The organism is Vibrio sp. B1REV9, from assembly GCF_905175395.2.
Classification (GTDB): domain Bacteria; phylum Pseudomonadota; class Gammaproteobacteria; order Enterobacterales; family Vibrionaceae; genus Vibrio; species Vibrio alfacsensis.
The window spans coordinates 40,738-65,633 of sequence record NZ_CAJIMW020000552.1 but is presented as its reverse complement, the minus strand read 5'-3'; the positions used below and the strand labels follow the sequence as shown (position 1 = coordinate 65,633).

Here is a 24,896-nt window from a genome sequence, read left to right as displayed (position 1 = left end):
ACTTTAATGGTGAGATCAACTTTGGTTATCAGGTGAAAGACGCGGACGGTGATGTAGACAGCGCGAACGTGAAAGTGACCGTAACACCAGTCAATGACGCGCCAGATGCGGTTAACGATCCTGTTCGCTTTGAGGTTAAGCTTGGCTCATTCAATGAGGGTTCTTGGAGATCCGAAGATGCTCAAATTAGTGCTAGTTACGGCGGCGAAAAAAGAGATATTACCGAAGATGGTGATAAACGCGGCGTGTCTGGTCACGAAAATGGTGGTGATGCCGAGCAAATCCAATTTAATCGTGAAACGGGGGAGTCAGAGCAATTTATTATTGACCTTGATAAACCTGCTACAGAGTTCAGCTTTACAGTTTCAAATTTATATAAAGATGAGGGGGACAGTGCAGGAAACCACGAGCAAGGTAAATGGGTGGCTTACCTAAACGGCGTAGCGGTGGCGAGTGATACCTTTGTGGCCAATGATGGAAACCACAGAGGCGAATATAAGGTTGAATTAACCAATGAAGATGGGACCCCAATCGCCTTCGATAAGATTGTCTTTGAAGCGACCGATTTTGTTGATGTCCCAGCAAAAGGCAGCGATTCCTCTGATTACTTTGTGACAGGCTTCCAAGCTTCAAGTGAAGGTGCCTATGCAGTCAATCAAGGTGGTGTACTAGAAATCCCAGTTTCAGAACTACTGGCAAACGATTCTGATATTGACGGTGATAGTATCCGAATCACCTATGTGTATGGTGAAACGGAAGGTGAGGCGTACATCAAAGATGGCGTAGTTTACTTCGATCTAGATGAAGACTTCGTTGGTTCGACAAACTTCCAATACGAGATCACCGATGACAAAGGCGGGTACGATAGCGCGACAGTGAATGTTATTGTCAACCCAGCCCCAACCCCTGCGGTTGTAGAGTCGGTTGAACTGCTATCGAATGAGGTGATGGAAGGTGAAGATCTAGCGTTTAAAGTCACTCTAGATGCTAGTGCACTAAAAGAAACTCACCTTGATATCGATTTTGGTTTGTCTGTTGATACAGCTGATGAAAATGATGTAGATCTGTCTGAGTTGGTGTTTACCAATGGCGTTACGTACGATGAAGCAACCGATAAGATTATCATTCCGGTAGGAGTGAAAGACTTTACTGTTTTAGTACCAACGGTAAAAGATGGTGTACATGAATTAGATGAAAGTTATTCAATAGAAGTTGGTGGTGTCGACGGCACTGGCACTATTAAAAACACAGACGTGGCTGAGTTATCTGTTTCCTCAAAAGGAGATGTATCGGAAAGCTCAGATGCGACGTTTAGCATTTCATTGTCGAATCCATCTTCGCAAGAAACCGTATTGTCACTCGTGACGTCAGTATCTGGTGATGAGAACACTGCCGAGATTGATGATCTGAGTGGTAGCATTACTGCATTTTATATAGATGCTGATGATAAGGAAATCGCGCTGACAGTAATAGATGGAAAAGTTACAGTTCCGCCATTTGTAACCGAAATTTTTGTCGAGGTCGGTACAACTGATGACAGTATCTATGAGGGTTCGGAACAATTTGAACTTATTGTTACGGACGTAAATGGTGTTACGAGCAATAAGTCTGACAGTGCTTCAACAAACATTGTTGATGATGGCAGTGTGGATCCTGATGGTCCAATGGGCCCTGATGATGACAAACCAGCGCTGTCGGTGACGGGTAAGGATAACGTTAACGAAGGCGATAATGCCGTGTTCACGGTGTCGCTCTCGAATGAAACCGAAGCGCCAGTGGTGGTGAACCTAGCGCCGACGACAGACGGTTACACCGCAGAAGCGGGTGACATCGGCGACATGGTCGTGACGTATTTGGATAGCAACGAGCAAACTCAAACCTTAACCGTAGACAGCAACGGTAACGTGACGATCCCAGCGGGCGTGACGGACATTACCGTGACCATCCCGACCACCCAAGACAAAGTGTATGAGGGTGATGAAACCTTCGGGTTGGTGGTGACTGAATCTAACGGTGTGACCTCAAATGGCTCCGCAACTGGCGAGGCTAATATCCAAGATTATGAAGACGATAAACCTAACTCTGAAGACTTCTCTATCAACATCGGTGAGTCTGGTTCGTCAAAAGTCATTTTTGATGATGGAAAAGGGTCTATTGAAGGGGATGGCTCAGACCATATCTCTGACGAGTTTGATGACTCGCAACCAGACACGCAAGTTGGCGTTGTCATTACCGAATTACCAGATAATGGAACACTGACTTATGATGGTGTTGAGATTACCGTAGATGATCTAGCCGTGTTTGATGATCAAGGAAATGTTCTGCAAGAGGGTACGGTATTTGAAAATCCAAATCTGATTGAATACACCCGTGATGAACACGCAGAAGGTTTCCTACTTGGTGTTAGAGATGAACAAGATGTCGATGACGACTCACCTTCGAAAACAGATTTCTACAACTGGGGTGAAGCGACGGATGATCCGTCCGTACGTAAATTGACTCTGGCAGATGGGGACGTCATCACTATTACTGCTAATAAAGAGGGTCAAGGAAACGACGATCTGATCCAATATAATTCCAATGCGAATCATGTTGGCTATGGTGTGGGCGTCGGCAAAGGAAACGGCATTGAAGAACGTGAATCAATTACCATTGATTTTGAAAGTCGCCCTTCAGACAGCATCACCCTTGGGCTAGATGGTTTAGGCGGTTATTTTGAAAAAGGTTTAGATGATCGACTCAATAACGGTTCTAGTAACGAATCAAAAGTTACGATTGATGTGACATGGCTTGATGCCAATGGAAATCGTCAAACGACACCTTTCGAGTATCAAAAAGAAACCAAAGGAAATTCCGACTTATTCCATGAAATCGTGATTCCATCTGAACAGTTCGATCTACCTAATGGGGCGATGATTGAGTCTGTTGAATTATCGACAGAGGGCCATGGCAACTGGGAACTACGTTATATCGATACGCGTTCTGATGATTCATTTGACTATCGAGCAGTCGATTCTCATGGTAATTACAGTGACGAATCTACCGTTACTATAAATAATGCCCCAGATGCAGTTGATGACCCACAAGCATACACCGTTCAACTCGGCTCTTTCGCTGACAATCAAAACTGGCAGGTTGATGGTGTCGAGATAAAAGCCTTTATTGGTCACTTAGGTGATCGTAGCGAAGATATAGAGCGTGATATTGAGACAACGGATGGTCATAAACTTGGTGTTAATGGCGATATTAGCACTGGGCCAGGCGAACAACTTCAATATGACCGTGAGACCGGGCAGTCAGAGAAGCTCGAAATTACATTGCCTAAACCAGCGACGAGTTTTTCATTTGCCGTTGCGAGTCTATATGCGAACGAGGGCGGCACTGAAAATCATGAGCAGGGTATGTGGACAGCATACTTAGACGGTAAGCCAGTCCAAAGTGGCGTGTTTAGTTTAGAGTCTGGAAAAGATGGTCAATTCTCTGTTGATTTAGAAAGCGTTGCATTCGACTCGATTGTTTTTGAAGCGACTGAGTTCACTTCACACCCTGACAAATTTGAAGGTTCTGATAATGACTCTTCTGATTATTTCTTAACGGGTTTCGAGGCCACAGGAACGGGGGCGTACGCGGTTAATCAGAGTGAGGGTGAGATTCGTATCCCGATTTCAGAAATTCTAGCCAATGATGTCGATATAGATGGTGACGCTCTAACTATCACTGCATTTAACGAGTTCGGTGAGCACAACGTTCGTGTAGAGGGTGATGAAGTTGTATTTGATTTTGTGGACAGCTTCCATGGCGAAACCTCGTTTACTTACACGATTACCGATGGTAATGGAGCAAGCGATACGGCAACAATTAATGTAATTGTAAACCCTGATGTCGATTTAGTCTCAGTAAGTAGTATTAACACTTTAGGAACTGAGGTTGAAGAGGGAGAGTCTCTCACTTTTGTGGTAAATCTATCCGCTGAGTCACAGCTTGGTCAGCAACTAGAAGTGGATTTTGGAATCAACGCAGGTGAATTAGATGCGGCTTCAAGTGCTGATGTGACGTTGGGAGAATTGCAATTTACCAACGGGGTTACCTATAACGCCAACACAGGCTTATTGTTCGTCCCTCCTGGCGTTGAATCGTTTGAAATTATCGTTCCGACCGTTGATGACATACTGGATGAGTCGTCTGAGAATTACACGATTTCAGTAGGTGGAAAAGAAAGCACAGGCGTGATTTTCGATAATGATGAGTCTACTGCAGCTTCAAGCAAAGAGATATCGGGAATAGAAGACACGGTGCTTCTACTATCGCTTGATAATTTTGGTGCAGAGCCAGGCAGTTCAATTGTCATTACCGGATTGCCATTGGATGGACAGTTGGTTGTGAATAAGGGTACGGAGCAAACCCCAAACTGGGTAGAACTGAACACCGATACGATCACATCTGAGCAACTTGAGTCTGGTTTGATAGGATTTAAGCCAGAAGAGAATGAGTCCGGCTCAGAAGATTTCAACTTGGATGACGTCGGAAACAAAGCGAACGATTACGCAGAGATTAAATTTAAAGCCGTCAGTGAAAATGGCACATCAGAAGAGCACACATTGACTGTTGATATCACTCCTGTCGCAGATGGGCCAAGCATTAGTGTAACGCTTGGGGATGTTCAAACCGTCAACCAACAGCCAGGTTTCTCTACAGACAAAGACAGCATTCTTGATTTATACAGAAAAGGCGATCTTTTGGGTGTTGATGGGGAACTCTACCAGAAGACGCATGACCATGATCTCAACACCGAAGACTCTAGTGATTTGTATGTAGCGAAAGATACGTATCCAGGCGCGCCAGGTACACCTGATGTTGCAATGCAAGTGCACTATACAGGTAATTACAAAGGTTCAGATGTATTTGTTGGCGGAGGTTTAAACGACACATTCAAAGGTGCAGCAACGGAATCATATGACCCTATCGATTCTACTAACGATATCTTAGGTGAAGATGAGAACGGTGAAACGATTCGTGCTATTGATACGGTCATTTATGAGGGCTCGATAGAAGACTTCGATATTAATTGGATTGACAAAAATGGTGGCGGTTGCTTCCAAGTTATAGACAACAACCATATTGAAACGAAAGGGCCAAATACTGACTATGAAGATAGAGGAGACACGCTCTACTACATCGAACAAATCATATTCAGTGATGGTGTTGTAAAACTTGATAACGAAAACGGTACGTTTGAAGTGCTTACGGAAACGTCGATCCCATTATCCGTCGAGGTTACGCTACCAGATAACGATGGTTCTGAAGTGCTTGTCGATGATCTGGTTGAGATTACTGGTATTCCAGAGGGTATTGACCTTTATGTTGATGGCGTGCGTGTAGAGCCAAACCTACCTATTATCGACGGTATTCAAACATTCAATGTGCCAGTTGAACTAAATACTGGAAATCAATTTAGCACAACTATTTCGAACGCGGAGTTAAAAGTACCGACTGACTATACAGGCGAGTTGGACTTTACCGTCACTGCATCGGCGGCATCGCAAGATGCTGATGGTTCGCTAGTTTCAAGTTCAGATTCATCATCTACAACGCTCGCGCAAGAGCAGTTTATTGTTGATGGTTCACCAGAGGAACTGCTTCAGGGGGATAGTGCAGATGATGTTATTGTAGGTGACATGGGAGGCACTGAGACGCTCATTACGCCTGCTCAAGACTATAACATTGCGATACTGGCCGATGTGTCAGGCAGCATGGATTCTTCGTTCAAAGGAACATCGCGTCTGGATATGATGAAGTCGGCGCTAAAGAATTTTGTAGAAGATCTCGATACGCATAAAGGCACGATCAATATTTCGTTGATTGGATTTGCATTCTCTTCGAGCATTCCTGTATCAGTTAATGATATTCAGGATAACAATTGGGACGCGTTGGAGTCTGCGATTAACGATCTCGAAGCCGATGGCGCAACTAACTATGAAGCAGCGTTTGTTGCTGCAAAAGACTGGTTAGACAGCGTTTCACAATCTAATTCGGACGTAGAGAACGTTACACTGTTGGTTTCTGATGGTAAGCCGACAACTTATATTGGAGATGTGACTGGAAGCCATGGCAAAACGAATCCTCTTGATCTTTACAAAGCACTCGAAGCTTATGATGAACTGACTTCTATCAGTAAAGTAAAAGCGATTGGCATTGGCACCAATAGTGACAAAACCGATACCTTACGCATGTTTGATAACACCGAAGTTGTCACATCAGAATTTGCTACTATCTCAAAACCAGTCACTACGATTGAGCAAGACTTCAAAGTTGAAGCTATAGGACATACGGAACCACAGTCTGTGAACGGGGGGGAGTTCACTTTACAGGACGACCAACTTGCTCATATCAATCTCGATTTTGATGAAGAAAGTGGCCTAGGTGATGAAGACAAGTTCAATTGGAGTATTGAGAAAAAAGGGGACGGTGATACGTGGAGCGTTGTCCATGGACCTATTAACAATTGGAATGAAGCAAACATCACTTTAGATACGGATGGGACTTATCGTATCGTGATGGTTCTTGATAATGTTACCAATGATCATAGCGATAGAATTTCCTTAGAGGCCGAAATCAACATCTTTACGGAAGTGCAAGTTCCACTTGGTCAAGTCGACGTTGTAGAAACAAGCGATGAGTTGCTTGCCGCGCTAGAGGGCGAAGTTTCTCAGGTTATACAACGTGATATGGATAGCGACCATATTGTGGCTGGTAAAGGTGATGATATTGTGTTTGGTGATTCAATTAATTCCGAGCACTTACCATGGAATGAAATTGGTTATGCAGAGCAACCGAAAGGTGGTGTTGACGGTCTGATTCAATTTTTGACCTTAAAGAATGGCATTGAACCAACAAACGAGGAACTTCACCTGTTTGTAACGGAGAACCGTGATACCTATAAGTTGTTTGATGAATCAATAGATGAATCTAACGCTGTACGCGGGCAAGGTGATATTCTTGACGGTGGATTAGGAGATGACATCCTCTACGGGCAAGGTGGTAGCGATATTCTTATTGGTGGTTTAGGTAATGACATCTTAACGGGTGGGGAAGGTGAAGATACATTCAAATGGTTGGATAATGATTTAGATGGATCAACCGATCGAGTTGTTGATTATGACGCGGCAACCGACTCACTTGATTTCACCGATATGTTTGTGGACATGGAAAGTGATGATTTAGACAATTTACTACGTATATTGGAGCTGCAACCGAGCGAAGTGACTGTTGGAGAATATGCGATTGAGTTTAATCAAGATAATGGGGATACCGAAGTGACCATCACTAAAGGTGAATCGTCTTTATCGATCGATTTCTCTGGCGTATCAGCTTCCGATGTAACTTCTGGTCTCATCGATAGTTTAAATACATTGAAAACAGAGTAGATGTAAAGTTGGGTGTTATACCCAACTTTCTTCACTTATAAAAAACGCCACTCGTTATGAGTGGCGTTTTTTTATGTAAAGTTTTCGTTTACAGCACCTTACAAGCAAAGCCTTTTAGGTAGAAACCCTCTGGGTAAGCACTGTCTGTTGGGTGATCAGCGGCTTGCTCAAAGCGCTCTACAAACTTCACTTGGCGGCCTGAATCCAGTGCCGCATCAGCGATGATTTTCTGGAATAGATCGGATGTCATTAAGCCAGAACAAGAATAAGTAAGCAGCGTGCCACCTGGTTTAAGAATTTGCATGGCGAGCATATTGATATCTTTGTAGCCATTTGCACCAGAAGTGAGATTGCTCTTGCTTGAAACAAACTTTGGTGGGTCCATGATCACGACATCAAATTGAGTTCCTTGATCGCGGTATTCACGTAGCAGTTTGAATACATCTGCGTTTAGGAACACAGCACGTTTTTTTGAAATATCAAACTCGTTTAATTTAGCGTTAAACTTAGCAGTATCTAATGCTGGCTGTGAAACATCGGCATTGATAACGCGTTTAGCGCCACCTTTAAGTGAGTAAAGCCCAAAACCACCGGTGTAAGAGAAGCAGTTGAGTACATCTTTACCTTGTACGTACTTCATTGCTTGCTGACGGCTATCGCGTTGGTCTAGGTAAAAACCTGTTTTATGGCCGCCAACAATGTCCACGCTAATTTTGACGCCGTTCTCTTCAATGACGACAGATTTTGGTGGCTCTTCACCATGAAGTACGCCCGTGACTTCTTTTAGGCCTTCTTTTTTACGTACCGCGACGTCAGAACGCTCGTAAACATGACACTCTGGGAAGCATTCAACCAGCGCATCAACAATCGCCGCTTTGTTATATTCCGCACCAGCACTGAGCAATTGGCAAACGAAATAGTTTTGGTAGCGATCGATAGTAACGCCTGGCAAACCATCGGACTCTGCCGCGATTAGTCGATAGCCAGTTAAACCGTCACGTTCGATAATATCTTCACGAAGCAGTTGTGCATCTTTGATGCGTTTAGTGAAAAACGCTTTGTTAATGTCTTCTTTATTGAAGCTCCAGATGCGAGCGCGGATTTGAGATGCTGGAGAATATGCTGCTTTTGCTAGCCATTTTCCGTCGTGAGCGAATACATCAACGGTTTCACCAATAGCGGGTTCGCCTTCAACTTTACTGATACCGCGAGAGAAAATCCAAGGATGCTTGCGCTTAACCGATTTCTCACGACCTTTTACCAAATAGATAGCAGCTGTCATATCTTTAGCTCTTATTGAATCAAGAAAGGGTCGTATTGTCCGGGATGTTGTTGGTAAAAGCAATAAGTGTAAACAATCAATAAAATACGATGCGGACAAAGGAGTATAGGGGAAAAAGTACAGGAAAAAAAAGGGCCACCGAAGTGACCCTATACAATAGTTGTTCAGTTATGCTCTTAATCCTATGAGTAAGGATTCCATCGCATCACTTTGTTGACGTAGCTGCTCTACATTTTGTGAGGTGTTGGAAATCATGGTGCACACGTTGTTTGCTTGCACTCGAATCTCTTCTACGCTAGAAGCAATATTGTCAGCCACAACGCCTTGTTCTTCGGCTGCGGTTGCAATTTGGATACTGCTGTCTGAGATACTCAGGTTCTTATCAGCTAAAGACCCAATTTCATGATTGACCTCAGTCATTAAGCTTTGACCATCATTCGCGTTATTAACGGTTACTTCCATCAACTTAGTTAATGATTGGCTGTTACGCTGTAATGATTCAATCATTGATTGGATTTCGACGGTTGCTTGCTGGGTTCTGCCCGCTAGAGCTCGAACTTCATCCGCAACGACAGCAAATCCACGACCTTGTTCACCAGCACGAGCAGCTTCGATGGCAGCATTAAGCGCCAGTAAGTTGGTTTGCTCTGAAATCCCATTGATGGTTGTGACCACTTCATCGATTTGCGCAGCGTTAGCATCAAGTTCTTCAACGGCATGTGACGCTGATTGAATTTCGCTAGAGAGAGAAGAAATGGAAGCCAGCGTATTTTCTACCTTGATTTGACCCGATTGAGCAACACTGCGAGCGTCTTCTGTTTGTTCACTAGAATTGTGGGCGAGGATAGCAACTTCACGAATAGTAGATGCCATTTCTTCGGTTGCACTTGCCAGAGAGTTTAGGTGTTCTTGCTGTGTATTAGAAATGTTCGAGCTGTCTTTGATGGATTGATTGAGATCGGAGCTGATTTGTTGCATAAGCGCAACCGATTCTTGAATAGAGAGCACCATCTTTTGTTCACGTTCCGCGACTTTGTCAATAGTGATCGCGATTTCACTGAACTCATCACGAACAGGAAAGAAGTTCATACGCTCTGTCAGGTTGCCATCTGCTAACGTATTAAGGGCTTTGTTCATCGTGAACATCGCACCGCCAATGAACGTCATGATGTAATAAACACTCAATGCAACGAGAACAAGGCTAACTAAGATCACTGAAACTTGTATTGTCGAAAGGGCTGACCACAACGATTTGTCATGATTGGCGATCAAACTGTACGAACCATCTAAGACAGAGATAGATCCTGGACCAGAACCAATAGAAATAGTACTTGAACCAGCAATTAAACTTGTTACTTGTGACTGAGAAAGGTTGCCAGCTTCAATAAGGCCTTTCATTAGCTGAAGCTCTTCAGCGTACATGTTCGTAATGAGGGCATCCGCAGCACTATTCATAACAAATGTGAGGATGACGATAGCGAGAAGTGGTAGAAAGAAAAGCAAATAAAACTTTTCTTGAATCTTTAAGTGGATGAGATATTTATCAATCCAGCGGAAAGGAATTTCTTTCATAATTATTATAACCATACAAAAACCCACTATCCTTAGTGGGGTAAATAGACGGAAATAATATATCACTCAATGAAAAGGAGCGGTATTCGGATGAACCTAAAGTGTGAGAAGTTTATAGTAAAAGGTCATGTTCAAGGTGTAGGTTTTCGTTATCACACGTCACACCAAGGGCTTAAGTTGGGACTGACAGGTTACGCAAAAAACTTGAACAGTGGTGATGTTGAAGTGATGGCCTGCGGGACGCCGGATCAAATATCCGAGTTTGCTTTATGGCTAGAGGATGGTCCGCGGACAGCTACGGTCGAAAGTGTGCTTCGAGAGTCAGCCTCTTATAAACCTTTCCGCGGATTTAAAATATTATGATCTTACAAGCATTTAGCTGGCTTAGGCAGGCCTGCGAGTTTTGTCGCTTGCTTTGCTGGACCTTTTTTAAACAGCTTAAATAGATATTTGCTGTTCCCCTTTTCAGGGCCATGAGCCTTTTCCATTGCCTTTACAAGCATTCTCACCGCAGGTGATGTGTTGAACTCCACATAGAAATCACGAACGAAGTGAATAACTTCTAGATGCGCTTCGGTAAGCTCAATTTCTTCTTCTTTCGCTAAAAGCTCAATCATACCTTCTTCCCATTGTGTGTGGTCAAGAAGATAGCCTTGAGCGTCGGTTTCAATTTGTTTGCCGTTGTAAACGAACATGATGTGTTATCCGCTTAATTGTCTTTGATGATTATAGGGTAGCGTAGAGCTAAGGGATTGCTCAACAAAAGAATCAGTTATGGTCACTGAATGAAGCGAAAACATACAACACGTGTTCAATAGATGATGGATTCATAGTCGTGCCATAGCAAACTGATGCTGACATGAGAATATTCACAAAATTGAAAGTTCATGCATTTGGTTAGAAAAATTCCCGAGTGGATACGTTGGTTTTTGCATATTAAGTCAAATGTTAAGTGACCATTTATTTTGAGGGGGGCTAGAAAAGGAAAAACCCGAAGCAAAAACTTCGGGCTTTAAAATTGAGAGTCAATCTAACGTCCAACGAATTAGTCGTCGTTCATGATGCCTAGAATGCTTAGTAGGCTAATGAAGATGTTGTAGATTGATACGTACAGCGTAATCGTTGCCGAGATGTAGTTTGTTTCGCCGCCACGGATGATGCCTTGAGTTGTCATCAAAATAGCCATGGTAGAGAAAACAATAAACAAGCTGCTCATTGCTAGGTGTAGGATAGTTGATTGGATAAAGATACTCGCAATCATACCTACTACTAGTACAACGAATAGAGATAACATCAGGCCGCCCATCATAGATAGGTCGCGCTTCGTTGTTAGAGCGTAAGCAGAAGCAGCCATGAACGACAGCGCAGTACCGCCAAGTGCTGTAAGAACCACATCGCCCACACCAGCGCCGATGTACATGTTCAGGATTGGACCAATGGTGTAACCCAAGAAGCCCGTAAATAGGAACGTAAACACTAGGCCCATACTGTTGTTGCGGTTTTTCTCAGTCAAGAACAGTAGGCCGTAGAAACCAACCAACATTAGGATAATGCCCGGACGTGGTAAGTTAAATGCCATTGAAACGCCAGCAACCAGTGCTGACCATAGTAAAGTCATTGAAAGTAGTGCATATGTATTACGCAATACTTTGTTGGTTTGTAGAGCACTCTCTTGAGTAGTAGTGCGTGAAAACATAGGACTGTTCATAATCTTCCTCTATAAGGGACCATCTTATCTTTGATATATAGACATATATGGGCCCGAAAGTTCAAAAGATCAAGCCCGACACGTCTATCTCTAGAACAAAATAATAATAGAAATAGTGTGTTATGTATGTGGCAACTTGTAACACAATATTACCGTCTTGCATAGCTGCGATGTACGCAGACTCGTTTTGTGTCCGCTTTGTCATTAAGTCTGGTACAAAAAGACAAAGTAGGTCACTATCAGCTCGCTGAGATTTACTATTTATTCAATGGTTAGAGAAGCATTGCTTAAAGAAAAAGCGCTGAAATAAAAATCAGCGCTTAACGTTTGCCCCTGCCGTTACGACTAATGGGACGATTTTAATGGTGAAGAATCTGAGCTAAGAAGTTCTGTGTTCGATCAGATTGTGGGTTCTCAAAGAAATCGATAGGGTTATTTTCTTCGATGATTTCACCTGCATCCATAAAAATGACTCGATCAGCCACTTCTTTGGCAAAGCCCATCTCGTGCGTGACACACAACATGGTCATGCCTTCTTCTGCTAGTTCGACCATAACATCCAGTACCTCGCGTACCATCTCTGGGTCGAGTGCGGATGTTGGCTCGTCAAACAGCATCACTTTTGGGCTCATGCAAAGAGATCGAGCAATAGCAACACGTTGCTGTTGGCCACCTGATAACTGCCCCGGGTACTTATCTGCTTGATCAGGAATCTTTACACGTTCCAGATACTGCATTGCGACAGCTTCAGCTTCTTCTTTAGGCATTTTCTTAACCCAAATAGGTGCTAAGGTACAGTTTTCCAACACCGTAAGGTGAGGGAATAGATTGAAGTGCTGGAAACACATCCCGACTTCTCGGCGGACAGCTTCAATGTTTTTTAGATCTTCTGTGAGCTCAGTGCCTGAAACATAAATGCTTCCAGCCTGGTGCTCTTCTAGGCGGTTTATGCACCTAATCATCGTCGATTTACCCGATCCAGACGGGCCGCAGATGACGATTTTCTCACCTTGCTTCACTTCGAGATTGATGTTTTTTAGTACGTGAAACTCACCATACCATTTGTTCATGTCCTTGAGTTGGATCATGTAGTCTTGTTGTTGCGTCATAATACGTCCTTGACCTTGATGAGCTATCGTTTGTGACCGGTATGAAGTTTGTTCTCAAGCCATATCGAATAACGCGACATGCCAAAACAAAATACCCAAAACACTAACGCGACAAATACATAACTTTCTGTAGCGAAACCTAACCACTCTGGGTCGGTATTCGCTGCTTGACCAATGCCTAGTACATCGAACATGCCGATAATCAATACAAGGCTAGTGTCTTTAAATAAGCCGATAAAGGTGTTTACTATCGATGGAATCGTGATTTTAAGAGCTTGGGGCAAAATAATCAGACCCATCTTTTTCCAATAACTTAAACCCAGAGCATCGGCAGCCTCGTATTGACCTTTTGGAATGGCTTGCAAGCCACCTCGTACGACCTCCGCCATATATGCGGCACTAAACATGACCACACCGATCAGCGCACGTATGAGCTTGTCTGTTTCTGAGCCCTCAGCCAAGAAAAGAGGCAACATTACGGATGCCATGAACAGAACAGTGATCAGTGGAACACCACGCCAGACTTCAATGTAAACCGTACAGATGCTGCGGATGATCGGCATGTCAGAACGTCGGCCAAGTGCTAATGCAACCCCAATTGGTAAAGAAACCACGATACCGACAAGTGCAATGATCAGAGTAACAAGCAGACCTCCCCATTTGTGAGTATCGACCACTTCAAGACCGAATACGCCTCCGTATAAGAGTGCAGCAATGATAAAAGGGTACACATTGACAAAAAACAGCCAGATCCAGATACGCTTCGGCGTTTTTTCATACGCAAGCAGTGCAGTAAAAATAGCCAAGCTGATGTAGAACAGACGGGGGCGCCAAAGCTCGGATTCTGGATAGAAGCCATACATGAATTGTTCCCAGCGCACGCTGATGAATACCCAACATGCGCCGTCTCGGCTACAGTCATCACGTGTACTGCCAATCCAATCGGCATTGATGAACGCCCAATCGATGATATTCCAAAGAGCAGAAAAGACGATATACGCTAAGATGAGTGTCACGATCGAATTGATAGGCCCATTGAATAGGTTTTTGCGCAACCAGCCGATAACCCCGACAGTGTTTGCTGGAGGAGGTAGATCTGGTTGGAATTGATGTATGCTCATATTATCTCTCCACCAGCGCTACTTTACGGTTGTACAAGTTCATTAACGCAGAAGTAATCAAACTTAAGGTTAAGTAAACGCCCATCGTCATCGCGATTATCTCTATCGCTTGCCCGGTTTGGTTTAGCGTCGTGCCAGCAAATACAGAAACCAAATCAGGATAACCAATGGCCATCGCGAGAGATGAGTTTTTGGTTAGGTTTAGGTATTGGCTAGTAAGAGGTGGAATAATAATACGCAGAGCCTGCGGAATAACGACTAGCTTCAGGGTTTTCGATCTTGGCAGACCGAGAGACATTGCAGCCTCAGTTTGCCCATGGCTGACCGCGTTAATACCAGAGCGTACGATTTCAGCAATAAATGACGCGGTGTATACGCTTAGTGCTAATAAAAGGGCCGCAAGCTCAGGAATAATGCTTATCCCGCCACGGAAATTGAAGCCTTTCAACTCTGGATAATTCAAAGAAATCGGCATACCCGCAATGAAATACACAATAAGTGGCAATACAACCACCAATCCTAAAACAATTCTGCCCATTGGTGTTTGTTGACCAGTAAGGCGTTGTTTGTTTTTAGCCCAGACGTTGATAAAAATACTTGCAATAAGGCCCAATATAAACGCTGCTATAACAAAACTACTGCCACTTTCCAGCACAGGGGCAGGGAAATATAGTCCTCGGACATTAAGGAAAACCGCTTCACCAAGGCTAAGACTTTGACGCGGTGATGGTAGCGCTTGAAGAACAGCAAAGTACCAAAAGAAAATCTGTAGAAGTAGAGGGATATTACGAAATGTTTCAATGTATACCGCAGCCAATCGGCTAACTAGCCAGTTAGAAGAAAGGCGGGCAATACCCATTGTGAAACCAATGATGGTCGCGAGAATAATACCAAGCACAGAAACCAATGCAGTATTAAGAAGACCAATAACAAAGGTTCTACCATAAGAAAACGTTTCGTCATATTCGATCAGAGTCAGGCCAATACCAAAACCTGCTTCTTGATCAAGGAACCCAAATCCAGTGGCGATACCTCGAGCTTCTAGGTTGTTAAGGGCATTATTTACGATTGTGTAGAAGAAAAATACCAGTGCGGCGACGGCAATGATCTGGAAAAGAGCGGAGCGAAAGGCAGGATTGTAAATCAGGCTTTTATTTCCGCTTGGCTTGGACATCGTACTTGGCGATGCATTATTTGTCGGTTTCATACAGCGATAACCTCAAACCTATTTATAGATTTACTCACTAAAAAGGGCGGCAAAAAACCGCCCAGTGACAATCGTTTTATTAGCGGATTGGTGGCGCGTACATAAAGCCGCCAGCGTTCCATAGAGCGTTTACACCACGAGAAATTTTCAGTGGTGAACCTTCGCCTACAGTACGTTCAAAGCTCTCACCGTAGTTACCAACTTGTTTGATGACTTGGTACCCCCAGTCATCACGAATACCTAAGCCTTTACCTTTAGGCCCGTCTACACCGAGAATACGCTTAATGTTTGGATCTTTCGATTTCAACATTTCATCCGCGTTCTTAGAAGTAATGCCGTATTCTTCCGCATTCACCATTGCAAACAATGTCCATTTAGCGATATTGAACCATTGGTCATCACCTTGGCGAACCACTGGACCTAGCGGCTCTTTTGAAATGATTTCTGGAAGTACGGTAGCTGAAGATGGGTCTTTAAGGTTTAAGCGAAGTGCATAAAGGCCAGATTGGTCGGTAGTAAGTACGTCACAACGGCCTGCATCGAAACCTTTTGAAGTTTGCGCTGCAGTATCAAATACGACAGGTTTATATGCCATGCCTTGGTTACGGAAGTAATCGGCTAGGTTTAGCTCTGTTGTTGTACCTGATTGCACACATACAGATGCACCATAAGCTCTTTAGCGCTTGAGATACCAAGATCTTTCTTCACCATAAAGCCTTGACCGTCGTAGTAGTTAACGCCTACGAAGTTCAAACCAAGAGCAGTATCACGATGAAGTGTCCAGGTGGTGTTACGTGAAAGCACATCGATTTCACCAGACTGAAGTGCAGTGAAACGTTCTTTCGCGGTTAGGGGTACATATTTAACTTTCGTTTTATCCCCAAGAACGGCAGAAGCCAGCGCTTGGCAATATTCTACGTCGATGCCTTCCCATTCACCTTTTGAGTTAGGGTTTGAAAAGCCAGGTAAACCGGTACTTACGCCACAAGTAATGAAACCTTGTTTTGTGACTTTGTCCAGAGTCGTGTCTGCTGCTTGAGCGCTAGTACTCATCATTGCAGTAGATGCCGCTACGACGGAAGCAAGAATTGTGAGTTTGTTTGCCATGTGTATCCTTCCTGTATGATCCATGTTAAATCAGGAGTGGCCTGATGCAACGTGTCCAATTCGTTTATTGTTTTATCCTACGTGATTGATTTTGAAGAGACGGTAATCGGCAAATCAATCAGTTATAAGCGTAGAAAAGGATTTGCTAATTCTCAAATATATAATTTAAAAAGAGTTTTGATGAGAATCACAAATTGCCTTACAAATTAGGATGACGAAATGTTAACTGATTGTAAATAGTGCGACTGGGTAACGTTTTGGTGCATCAGCACAATTGGGAATGGGGAGGGAATAAACGTAGAATAATTGTTTGTTATTAAAACTATCATCAGCTGAGCAAAAGTCACCAGAGACAAAATTCGAACAAAAATTATTTCTGGTGATGAAACAAGATGAAGTGTTTGCCCTATTTTTGGTAGCATGAGAGGGTTATACCCAAGTGACTTAAAGGTACAACACGTAAACAAGCGTTGTCCGTTCAATGTCGTCATTTCCGCTGAACCAAGCGAGTAAGGTTATTTGGGTATATTTATTTGAAGTGGTCATGGATTGAAATGCGTTATTTTCCTCTGTTTTTAGATTTAGTAGATAAGCCAGTATTGGTGGTCGGCGGTGGCGAAGTCGCAAGCCGTAAAGTCGAGGCTTTGTTGAAAGCAGGAGCTGCCGTTACCATCGTGTCGCCAAGTCTTGTTGATTTTTTAAGTAAGCTTGCACAAGAGCAGCAAGTGCACTGGATTCAACGCTTCTATTCAAGTGACATTGTCACAAACTCTTTTATTCAAGTGTGGGCGACAACAGACAATCCTGATCTCAACCATCAAGTGTATAAAGATGCGAAAGCGCTCGGCATTTTAGTTAACGTCGTTGATGATAAGCCCTATTGTGACTTTATTACGCCATCAATGATCAATCGAGGGCGTATCCAAATTGCCATTTCTAGCGGCGGAGCATCTCCGGTTTTAATTCGAAATATCCGTGAAAAGCTTGAAGCCATTCTTCCGCAAAATATGGGGTTAATGGCAGAATTTGCAAATTCTAAACGCAATTCCATCAAAGAAGCTCTGCCAACGGTTGATTTACGTCGCAAGTTTTGGGAGAACTACTTTTCCCATCCCGATGTTGAAAATGCCAAAGATAATCGTGAACTTGAAGTGATTTATCAGCAAGCGATGTCAATGCCACTCGATAGCGAGGGTAGTTGCACATGGATTCATGTAGGGGCTGATGTAGAGATGTTGCCTATAAAAGCAGTACGCTATATGCAGCAGGCAGAACTGGCATTGTCTTCGACAAAATGTGAAGCCAATGTCATGGAATTGGTAAGAAGAGATGCAGAGCGTGAGTCTTTTTCTTGTGCGGCAGAGCTTTCTGATATGTTGAGGCAAGCAAAAAAAGATAAATTGCGTGTTTGCGTGTTTATTCCCCAAGGAACGAACGAGTTTTCGCTTCTACAAGGACAAGATTTGGTTATCTAACCGAGACACTGGATCTCGACAAATACAAAAACGCCGACGAAATCATCGTCGGCGTTTTTCATTCTATCTTTACTTCAATTAACAAGTGCTAAATGGAGTATGTGATTAATCACGGAAGTTGTTGTACTGGAATGGGATACCCATTTCTGCTTCTCGGATTGCTGCAATGGTCGCTTGTAGATCGTCACGTTTCTTACCGGTAACACGTACTTTGTCACCTTGAATAGAAGCTTGAACTTTCAGCTTTGCATCTTTGATTAGCTTAACCACTTTTTTAGCGGTTGGCGTATCGATGCCTTGGCGAAATGCAATGTTTTGGTGCCAGTTACGACCCGTTACTTCAGGTTCTTTAGCGTCCATTGCATTTGCGTCTACGTTACGTTTTGCCAAATGGCTGCGCAAGATGTCACGCATTTGCTTAAGCTGGAAGTCACCTTCAGCAGACAGTTTTACGTTTTCTTCTACTAGCTCAAAGCTCGCATTTACATTGCGGAAATCGAAACGAGTCGATAGTTCACGGTTCGCGTTATCAACGGCATTACGTAGTTCAACGTTATCGATTTCTGAAACAATATCAAACGATGGCATGAAGATTCCTTGATTATCTTGTTATAGGGAAATTATTTACTGGATTTAACTGCTTCTGCCAGCATATCTAGCATTGTCACAGTATCATCCCAACCTAGACATGGGTCGGTAATAGATTGACCGTAAGCTAGGTTGTTAATATCAGTCATTGGCTGATTGCCTTCAACAATGAAGCTTTCTGCCATGATACCAGCAATTTGTGTACTGCCAGACTTAATTTGATCACAAATATCTTTTGCAACGTCAATTTGTTTACGATGTTGCTTTTGACAGTTTGCGTGGCTGAAGTCAACAATCAGGCGTTGTGGTAGATTGAACTCAGCAAGCGCATCACACGCTTGTTTTACCGATGCTTCATCAAAGTTAGGACCTTTCTCACCACCGCGAAGAATGATATGACCATAAGGGTTACCACTGGTGCGGTATACCGTCATACGACCATTCTTGTCCGGAGAGTAGAAGTAGTGGGATGCTTGAGAAGCGCGGATAGCATCAATCGCAATTTTCACGTTACCGTTTGTCCCGTTTTTGAATCCAACTGGACAAGATAGAGCAGACGCCATTTCACGGTGAATTTGAGACTCAGTTGTGCGGGCACCAATTGCCCCCCAAGTGATAAGGTCAGCAATGTATTGACCTGTGATCATATCAAGAAACTCTGTCGCGGTTGCTAAGCCAAGTTTGTTGATATCCAGTAACAGCTTACGGGCTTTATGAAGACCAGCCTCAAGTGCATAAGAGCCATCTAGGTTAGGGTCGGTAATTAGGCCTTTCCAGCCTACTACTGTGCGAGGTTTCTCAAAGTAAGTACGCATAACAATAAACAGTTCGTTTTTGTACTTATCTTGAATTTTGCTGAGGCGTGTAGCGTAGTCAATCGCAGCTTCAGTGTCATGAACTGAACATGGACCAACAATAGCAAGGATACGATCATCCTCACCAGTTAAAATATTTTCAATTTGACGACGAGATGTAGCGATACGGTCAGCGACATCATCGGTGATTGGATGTGTGCTGCCTAATTCTGCTGGAGTCGGCATTGGACCCAAAGGTTGGGTTCTCAATTCATCTGTTTTAATAGGCATGTTATAGCTTTATTCTCTATTGCGAAGCGGTAAAGATAACGGAATTACACTTAGGAATAAACCGTTTCACGGGATTCTTATCTAGTAACTATCGAATTGTATACAATTAGGTTAATGGGTATTGATGTAAGTTATGCAAAAATGACAGGAATTGATCTCAACATCAATACATAGTTGTTTGAATTTATTCCTATTTGTTCTGAGTTAAGGTGAAAAGAACGAAAGTGATGGACGCGTGAGGGGGCAAAAAATGCAAATCATAGTGACGCTGTCACGGTTTGGGTGCCTCTACGCTTCTGATGTCACCTTTTTTTAACATCTCTTTGACAGCAAAAGCGATTACTGATTAACTGGTCTGACTTGTTTGGAAAGGAGTCCAAAAATGTTGTCTTCCGTTCGTCGTGCCAATCTTTATCTTAATCTATTCGGATTTTCTAAAGTGCCTCTCATTTGGCTATGCCGCCCAAAGATTCTCGCCATTGATGATAAGCATGTTGAAGTTAAAATTCCGCTTCGTCGAAGAACGAAGAATCACCTCAATAGCATGTATTTCGGCGCGTTAGCAGTAGGTGCCGATGTGGCAGGTGGTTTTTTGGCGATGAGTAAGGCGAAAGATCAAGGTGAACGCATATCTTTGGCGTTTAAGGGAGTAAAGGCAGAGTTTCTAAAAAGGCCCGAAGCGGATGTACATTTTGTTTGTCATGACGGCCCCGTGATTGATGAGATGTTACGGCTTACGCTAAAAACGGGGGAGCGAGTGAATCGAGATGTAAGAATTACTGCGCTATGTCCAAGTATTAATGGAAATGAGCCCATGGCTGAGTTTTCGTTAACACTGTCTATTAAAAAAGCAGCAATAAAAAAAGCAGCTCAAAAAGAAGCTGCTTAGTTTGATATTCCATCGTTTAGCTCTAAGTGAGTTCGATTTTCTCAATAGACACGATCTTCGAACGGTTTAAGACCACTTTCCAACGATAGTAAACGGGCTCATCTGTGTGATTGTCCTCTTTGACAATCACATTGAGCAGATGGCGTTTTTCAACGGATTCTTTACTCACTTGACCATCATTTAAACGATATACGCGGTTCGAGCTTTTATCCATCAGTCGGATAATTGGCCGCAAGCTGACGTTCAACGTTTCGCGAGTTTGTTCGTAACCACTTAAAAAAAGTGACGTCGCCATTTCGGTTTTTGCATGGTAATGAAGGATCTGTTCTTCACGCTGCACAACTCGTTTCTTACGAATGTTCTGGATTCTGTCTGGCAAGTTGGACAACGTTTTGTAGTCTAGCCACTCCAATTTTCGGCCCACGACTTTTTTCGTGGTCGGGTCCATGTACTTTTTACGCCACTTTGGTTTGCCCTTACGAATCCAACGCCACATTGCATCGCGAAGATCATCTTTAAAGATCTCACGTAACGCATAAATAAATGACATTGCGACGATAAACGATGCCGAGATCTCACCAAGATAATCACGTGCGAGGATCACGGTCGAGGTTACCACCACCATCACTAATCCAGTTGCAATACCTTTTATAGCTCGCTTGATGTTATTACCCATCGATGTGGTTTTTTCACGTAATACGATAGGGTGCTCAATCAATCGTCTTAGCAATCGCATCTTATTGGAAAGGCGGGTGACGTCTTCCACAATACTCGCTGAGTTGTAATTGTTTAATTTGCGGTGAGCTTGTTCTTTTTCGCATAAAGTGATCAGACGCTCTTTGATCGTTCCATAGTCGCCCTCGCGCGGGAGGTGAGCGACAAGAGACAGAAAGCGCTGTTCAGTGTACCAAGACAAGTAGTTGTCGATGTTCACATAGTATCGCTTTAAGTTTTCTTCATACGGGATAGAGCGGCGAAGACGTTTGAGAATATCAAGTGTCAGTTCGATAACCTCGTCAACTTCGTCAGCCGTAACACTGTCATCTTTTTCGTGTTTATTGAGAGCTGCAACGGCTTTATCTAGTGCGATAACGTATTGATAGGCAAACAAACTCAAACTAACACGGTATTGTTGGTTTGACAGTCGCCCACGTTTGGCCAATCGGCTGTGAACCAGAGGAAGTAGCACCTCGGTACTGTAGTAGGAGCGTTTTTGAGTAATAGACGTGTAATAGAACTCCGACTCACTGATAATATCGGCATTTAAGCCCAGCTCGCCAGGGACAAAAATATAGATATCAAGATCGAGTGTTTTACTCTTTGCCAAGGCATGACTGATTTTTAGGGTGACAGAGTCTTGTTTGTCGACGGTGACCAAGAAAAGCTCCTGATATTACTAACGCATCCTAAGCCTTAAAGCGTCAGTTAGTTGTTTTAACTTAAGTTATTGTCCTAACTTAAGTAGTTGTTCTGAATTAAGGGCGACTAGGATAAATGGTTGATCGACGACAGCATAGCAGAGAGATTTGCTTTTCTCTCTGATTTTCTTATGAGTTTGGGTATAATCGCCAGTAAATTTAAAAAGAGACAAATTCAATGATTAAAATTGGTCAAATTAACAGCTTAGAAGTCATTAAAAAGGCTGATTTTGGCGTCTTTCTGGATGGAGCGGATTATGGTTCGGTACTGCTACTGAACAAGCACGTCCCAGAGGGTACCGAAATAGGTGATCGTCTTGATGTATTTCTTTACTTCGATTCTGAAAGCCAACTAGCTGCGACCACTGAAAAACCCATTGCCCAAGTTGGCGAGTGGGGCTTAATGAAAATCGAAGGCATCAACGTGACGGGTGCGTTCGTAAGTTGGGGTATTAGCGATAAAAATCTGCTTATCCCATTTAGTGAACAACGTGCTCGCTTTACCGAAGGTCAAAACATTTTGGTTTATGTCTACACAGATAAAGCATCTGGCCGCATTGTAGGTACGACGAAATTCAATAAATGGCTTGATAAAACACCGGCAAACTATGAAGTGAATGAGCAGGTCGACTTAATCATCGCAGAGCGCAGCCAACTTGGATACAAAGCTATCGTGAATGGAAAACATTGGGGAATGATCTTCCCATCTGATGTTTTCGGTAAATTATTCATTGGTAAACAACTGAAAGGTTACATCAAACAGATTCGTGAAGATGGTAAAATTGACCTAGCACTTCAAAAAGTGGGTGTGGCGAAGATGGATGATTTGTCGATGAAAGTGCTTGAGTTGCTTGAAAAGAAAGGCGGTTACTTACCGCTAAATGACAAGTCAACACCGGAAGCAATTTTTGATGCGTTTCGTACGAGTAAAGGCACGTTTAAAAAAACCATTGGTGGTTTGTATAAGCAGGGCAAAATCGTTATCGAAAAAGACGGAATTCGTATCGCCTAGTTTAGGAGGTACGATTAGAAGATACGATGAAAAAAAGGGCCCAAACTCGTCCTTATTTTGGGCCTAGGGGAAATAGGCTCCTAAGAGCCTGCGCTAAACTTGTTATCCCATTCTTGTTAACCTATCAGCATTGGTAAACAATTAGGCACGGGTAAAACTAGAGAGAAATGTCTATCAAAGCGGAGCTATGATACATTCAGTTTAGTACAGAGCACTTAGATAGCTAGTTATCCCCATTAGCATTGAGTTGTGACAAATTTGAATAGTGAAAAAAACCATCGTAGAAACGATGGTTTTTTGTTTAATCGAATGTCAGGATTAGAAAAGGTTCTTGTCGCGAACGAGCTCTCTTGGCAATCCATTCTTAATGCGGTTACTTACCCATTTACCAAGACCAATGATTGCGCCATCATACTTAACCAGTACTTCGCCTTTACCGGTTTGAGCCCCTGCGGGTATGTTTTGTGGGCGAACATCTCGGCCCATGTACCATTCGCGAGCTTCTTCGATCGTCAGTTCAATCGTATTTTTCTCCGTACCAGTCGCTAGGGCAGTGGCGACTTGGTGTTGCCAGCGATAACCATTCTTATGAGCTTCTGCGATTTTTATTCCCATACGAGAAAAACGCAGCTCGCCAATCATGGTTTCTAAAGCGTTAGGGAATAACCACACATCTTTATCACGAATCCAAACAGTGCTATCACTTGGGAGTTCAATATCTAATGCAGTTTGAAGTTGCTTTTCGATATCTACGGCTTCTTTAGTTGATGCTTTCACGAAAGGAAATTTACCCATTCGCTTTTTCACGTTTGGCGCTTCGACGGCTGATAGCTTGCGAATGCGCGCAACAAAGAAGCCCTCACAATCATACACTTGAGGGAAAATATGCAAAAAGCCTTCGTCAGTCAGTGCCGCGTTTGCATTTTCAAACAAACTTTCTAAACTTTCAAATTCAACCGCATCCCCAAATGTCTCTTTTAGATGATGGCAAACCTGTTGGTTCTCTTCGGTGCTCAACGTACAGGTGGAATAAACCATTACGCCACCTGGTTTCAGAGCATGGAAAGCACTTTCAATCAGATCTTTCTGCGTCTCTGCAATTTCAATAACTGACGATTGTGTCCAGTTCTTCATTGCATCTTCATCTTTACGAACCGTACCTTCGCCTGAACACGGGGCATCAAGTAATACCGCGTCAAATTGCTCTGGAAGCCAACCACCAAATACTCGACCATCAAAGTTACTTAATGCCGCATTACGTACACCACAACGTTCAATGTTTGCGTGTAAAACTTTCACTCGGCTTGCGGCATACTCATTGGCGACCAAAACGCCTTCGTTATTCATAAGCGCAGCGATCTGAGTCGTCTTTGAGCCGGGAGCGGCTGCCGTGTCGAGAACAGCAGCATAAGACTCATTGTGCATGAATAATGCCGATACAGGCATCATTGAGCTGGCTTCTTGGATATAAAATAAGCCAGACATATGCTCAGCGGTGTTGCCTAATGGGACGCTCGATTCATCGGCATCGATCCAAAAGCCAGTTTCACACCAAGGAACCGGTGATAATTCCCAACCTTTTGCTTCCGCACGATCTAAAAATGCTTCAACGCTGATTTTGAGTGTGTTGACACGAATACTTTTACGTAATGGTTTTTGGCATGACGCAACAAAGTCATCCATGTTGAGGTGAGCAGGGAGAATAGTTCGGATTTTTTCTAGAAAAGCTTCTGGGATGTAAACGTTCGGATGCAAAGTGGAATCTCGATTGCAGAATTTGACGCAAATAATATACGAAAGCGGGCCAGAAACGAATACTTGCTCAGGGCTGGATAATAAAAAAGAGCAGCGATGGCTACTCTTTGATATTTATTCTTAGCTATTTGTCTCACTTAGCGA

At 43.2% G+C, this 24,896-nt stretch carries 16 protein-coding genes and 1 pseudogene; 5 read left to right on the top strand and 12 right to left on the bottom strand.

Features of this window, described 5'->3' with window-relative positions; all coding sequences use genetic code 11:
* Positions 1-14: 14 nt before the first annotated feature.
* Complete coding sequence (locus KHN78_RS04850; protein ID WP_223917772.1) at positions 15-7,424, top strand: Ig-like domain-containing protein; 7,410 nt, start codon at positions 15-17, stop codon at positions 7,422-7,424.
* 88 nt (positions 7,425-7,512) lie between these two features.
* On the opposite strand, the gene KHN78_RS04845 is transcribed toward KHN78_RS04850, so the two are convergent.
* The gene (locus tag KHN78_RS04845) at positions 7,513-8,706 is read right to left on the bottom strand and encodes a class I SAM-dependent methyltransferase (RefSeq protein ID WP_211920045.1); all 1,194 of its coding nucleotides are present in this window, start codon (positions 8,704-8,706) and stop codon (positions 7,513-7,515) included.
* Positions 8,707-8,874: 168 nt separating this feature from the next.
* Positions 8,875-10,278, bottom strand: a complete 1,404-nt coding sequence (locus KHN78_RS04840; RefSeq protein ID WP_211920044.1) for a methyl-accepting chemotaxis protein — start codon at positions 10,276-10,278, stop codon at positions 8,875-8,877.
* A gap of 90 nt (positions 10,279-10,368) precedes the next feature.
* On the opposite strand from KHN78_RS04840, the gene yccX reads away from it, so the two are divergent.
* Complete coding sequence (yccX, locus tag KHN78_RS04835) at positions 10,369-10,641, top strand: acylphosphatase (protein ID WP_128810844.1); 273 nt, start codon at positions 10,369-10,371, stop codon at positions 10,639-10,641.
* A gap of 2 nt (positions 10,642-10,643) precedes the next feature.
* Here yccX and KHN78_RS04830 read toward each other — a convergent pair whose 3' ends face one another.
* The 6 genes and pseudogenes from KHN78_RS04830 to KHN78_RS04805 all read right to left on the bottom strand — a co-directional run bounded on the left by KHN78_RS04830 (position 10,644) and on the right by KHN78_RS04805 (position 16,530).
* Positions 10,644-10,973 (bottom strand): TusE/DsrC/DsvC family sulfur relay protein, encoded by a 330-nt coding sequence (locus KHN78_RS04830; protein ID WP_128810845.1) that lies wholly within the window; start codon positions 10,971-10,973, stop codon positions 10,644-10,646.
* Positions 10,974-11,323: 350 nt separating this feature from the next.
* Complete coding sequence (locus tag KHN78_RS04825) at positions 11,324-11,986, bottom strand: Bax inhibitor-1/YccA family protein (protein ID WP_211920043.1); 663 nt, start codon at positions 11,984-11,986, stop codon at positions 11,324-11,326.
* A gap of 359 nt (positions 11,987-12,345) precedes the next feature.
* Positions 12,346-13,095 carry an amino acid ABC transporter ATP-binding protein gene (locus KHN78_RS04820; protein WP_128810846.1) on the bottom strand — a complete coding sequence of 250 codons (750 nt, stop codon included), beginning with the start codon at positions 13,093-13,095 and terminating at the stop codon, positions 12,346-12,348.
* A 23-nt stretch (positions 13,096-13,118) separates the two neighbouring features.
* Positions 13,119-14,216, bottom strand: a complete 1,098-nt coding sequence (locus KHN78_RS04815) for an amino acid ABC transporter permease (RefSeq protein ID WP_211920042.1) — start codon at positions 14,214-14,216, stop codon at positions 13,119-13,121.
* A 1-nt stretch (position 14,217) separates the two neighbouring features.
* Positions 14,218-15,423 carry an amino acid ABC transporter permease gene (locus KHN78_RS04810; protein WP_211920041.1) on the bottom strand — a complete coding sequence of 402 codons (1,206 nt, stop codon included), beginning with the start codon at positions 15,421-15,423 and terminating at the stop codon, positions 14,218-14,220.
* Positions 15,424-15,502: 79 nt separating this feature from the next.
* Positions 15,503-16,530, bottom strand: a pseudogene (locus KHN78_RS04805) (amino acid ABC transporter substrate-binding protein).
* A gap of 554 nt (positions 16,531-17,084) precedes the next feature.
* On the opposite strand from KHN78_RS04805, the gene KHN78_RS04800 reads away from it, so the two are divergent.
* Positions 17,085-18,005 carry a bifunctional precorrin-2 dehydrogenase/sirohydrochlorin ferrochelatase gene (locus KHN78_RS04800; RefSeq protein WP_211920040.1) on the top strand — a complete coding sequence of 307 codons (921 nt, stop codon included), beginning with the start codon at positions 17,085-17,087 and terminating at the stop codon, positions 18,003-18,005.
* Positions 18,006-18,110: 105 nt separating this feature from the next.
* Here KHN78_RS04800 and KHN78_RS04795 read toward each other — a convergent pair whose 3' ends face one another.
* Both KHN78_RS04795 and KHN78_RS04790 read right to left on the bottom strand, forming a co-directional pair.
* Entirely contained in the window at positions 18,111-18,593 is a 483-nt protein-coding gene (locus KHN78_RS04795) for a YajQ family cyclic di-GMP-binding protein (protein ID WP_128810850.1), read from the bottom strand.
* Positions 18,594-18,625: 32 nt separating this feature from the next.
* On the bottom strand, positions 18,626-19,678 hold the full coding sequence (locus tag KHN78_RS04790; protein ID WP_211920039.1) for a 3-deoxy-7-phosphoheptulonate synthase: 1,053 nt from the start codon (positions 19,676-19,678) through the stop codon (positions 18,626-18,628).
* A gap of 382 nt (positions 19,679-20,060) precedes the next feature.
* On the opposite strand from KHN78_RS04790, the gene KHN78_RS04785 reads away from it, so the two are divergent.
* Positions 20,061-20,567 carry a PaaI family thioesterase gene (locus KHN78_RS04785; protein ID WP_211920038.1) on the top strand — a complete coding sequence of 169 codons (507 nt, stop codon included), beginning with the start codon at positions 20,061-20,063 and terminating at the stop codon, positions 20,565-20,567.
* A gap of 22 nt (positions 20,568-20,589) precedes the next feature.
* Here KHN78_RS04785 and KHN78_RS04780 read toward each other — a convergent pair whose 3' ends face one another.
* Positions 20,590-21,945 (bottom strand): hypothetical protein, encoded by a 1,356-nt coding sequence (locus tag KHN78_RS04780; protein ID WP_211920037.1) that lies wholly within the window; start codon positions 21,943-21,945, stop codon positions 20,590-20,592.
* Between the two features lie 218 nt (positions 21,946-22,163).
* On the opposite strand from KHN78_RS04780, the gene KHN78_RS04775 reads away from it, so the two are divergent.
* Positions 22,164-22,997 carry a S1 RNA-binding domain-containing protein gene (locus KHN78_RS04775; RefSeq protein ID WP_211920036.1) on the top strand — a complete coding sequence of 278 codons (834 nt, stop codon included), beginning with the start codon at positions 22,164-22,166 and terminating at the stop codon, positions 22,995-22,997.
* A gap of 318 nt (positions 22,998-23,315) precedes the next feature.
* On the opposite strand, the gene rsmF is transcribed toward KHN78_RS04775, so the two are convergent.
* A complete protein-coding gene (rsmF, locus tag KHN78_RS04770) occupies positions 23,316-24,752 on the bottom strand; it encodes a 16S rRNA (cytosine(1407)-C(5))-methyltransferase RsmF (RefSeq protein ID WP_211920035.1) in 1,437 nt (478 codons plus the stop codon).
* Positions 24,753-24,896 lie beyond the last annotated feature (144 nt).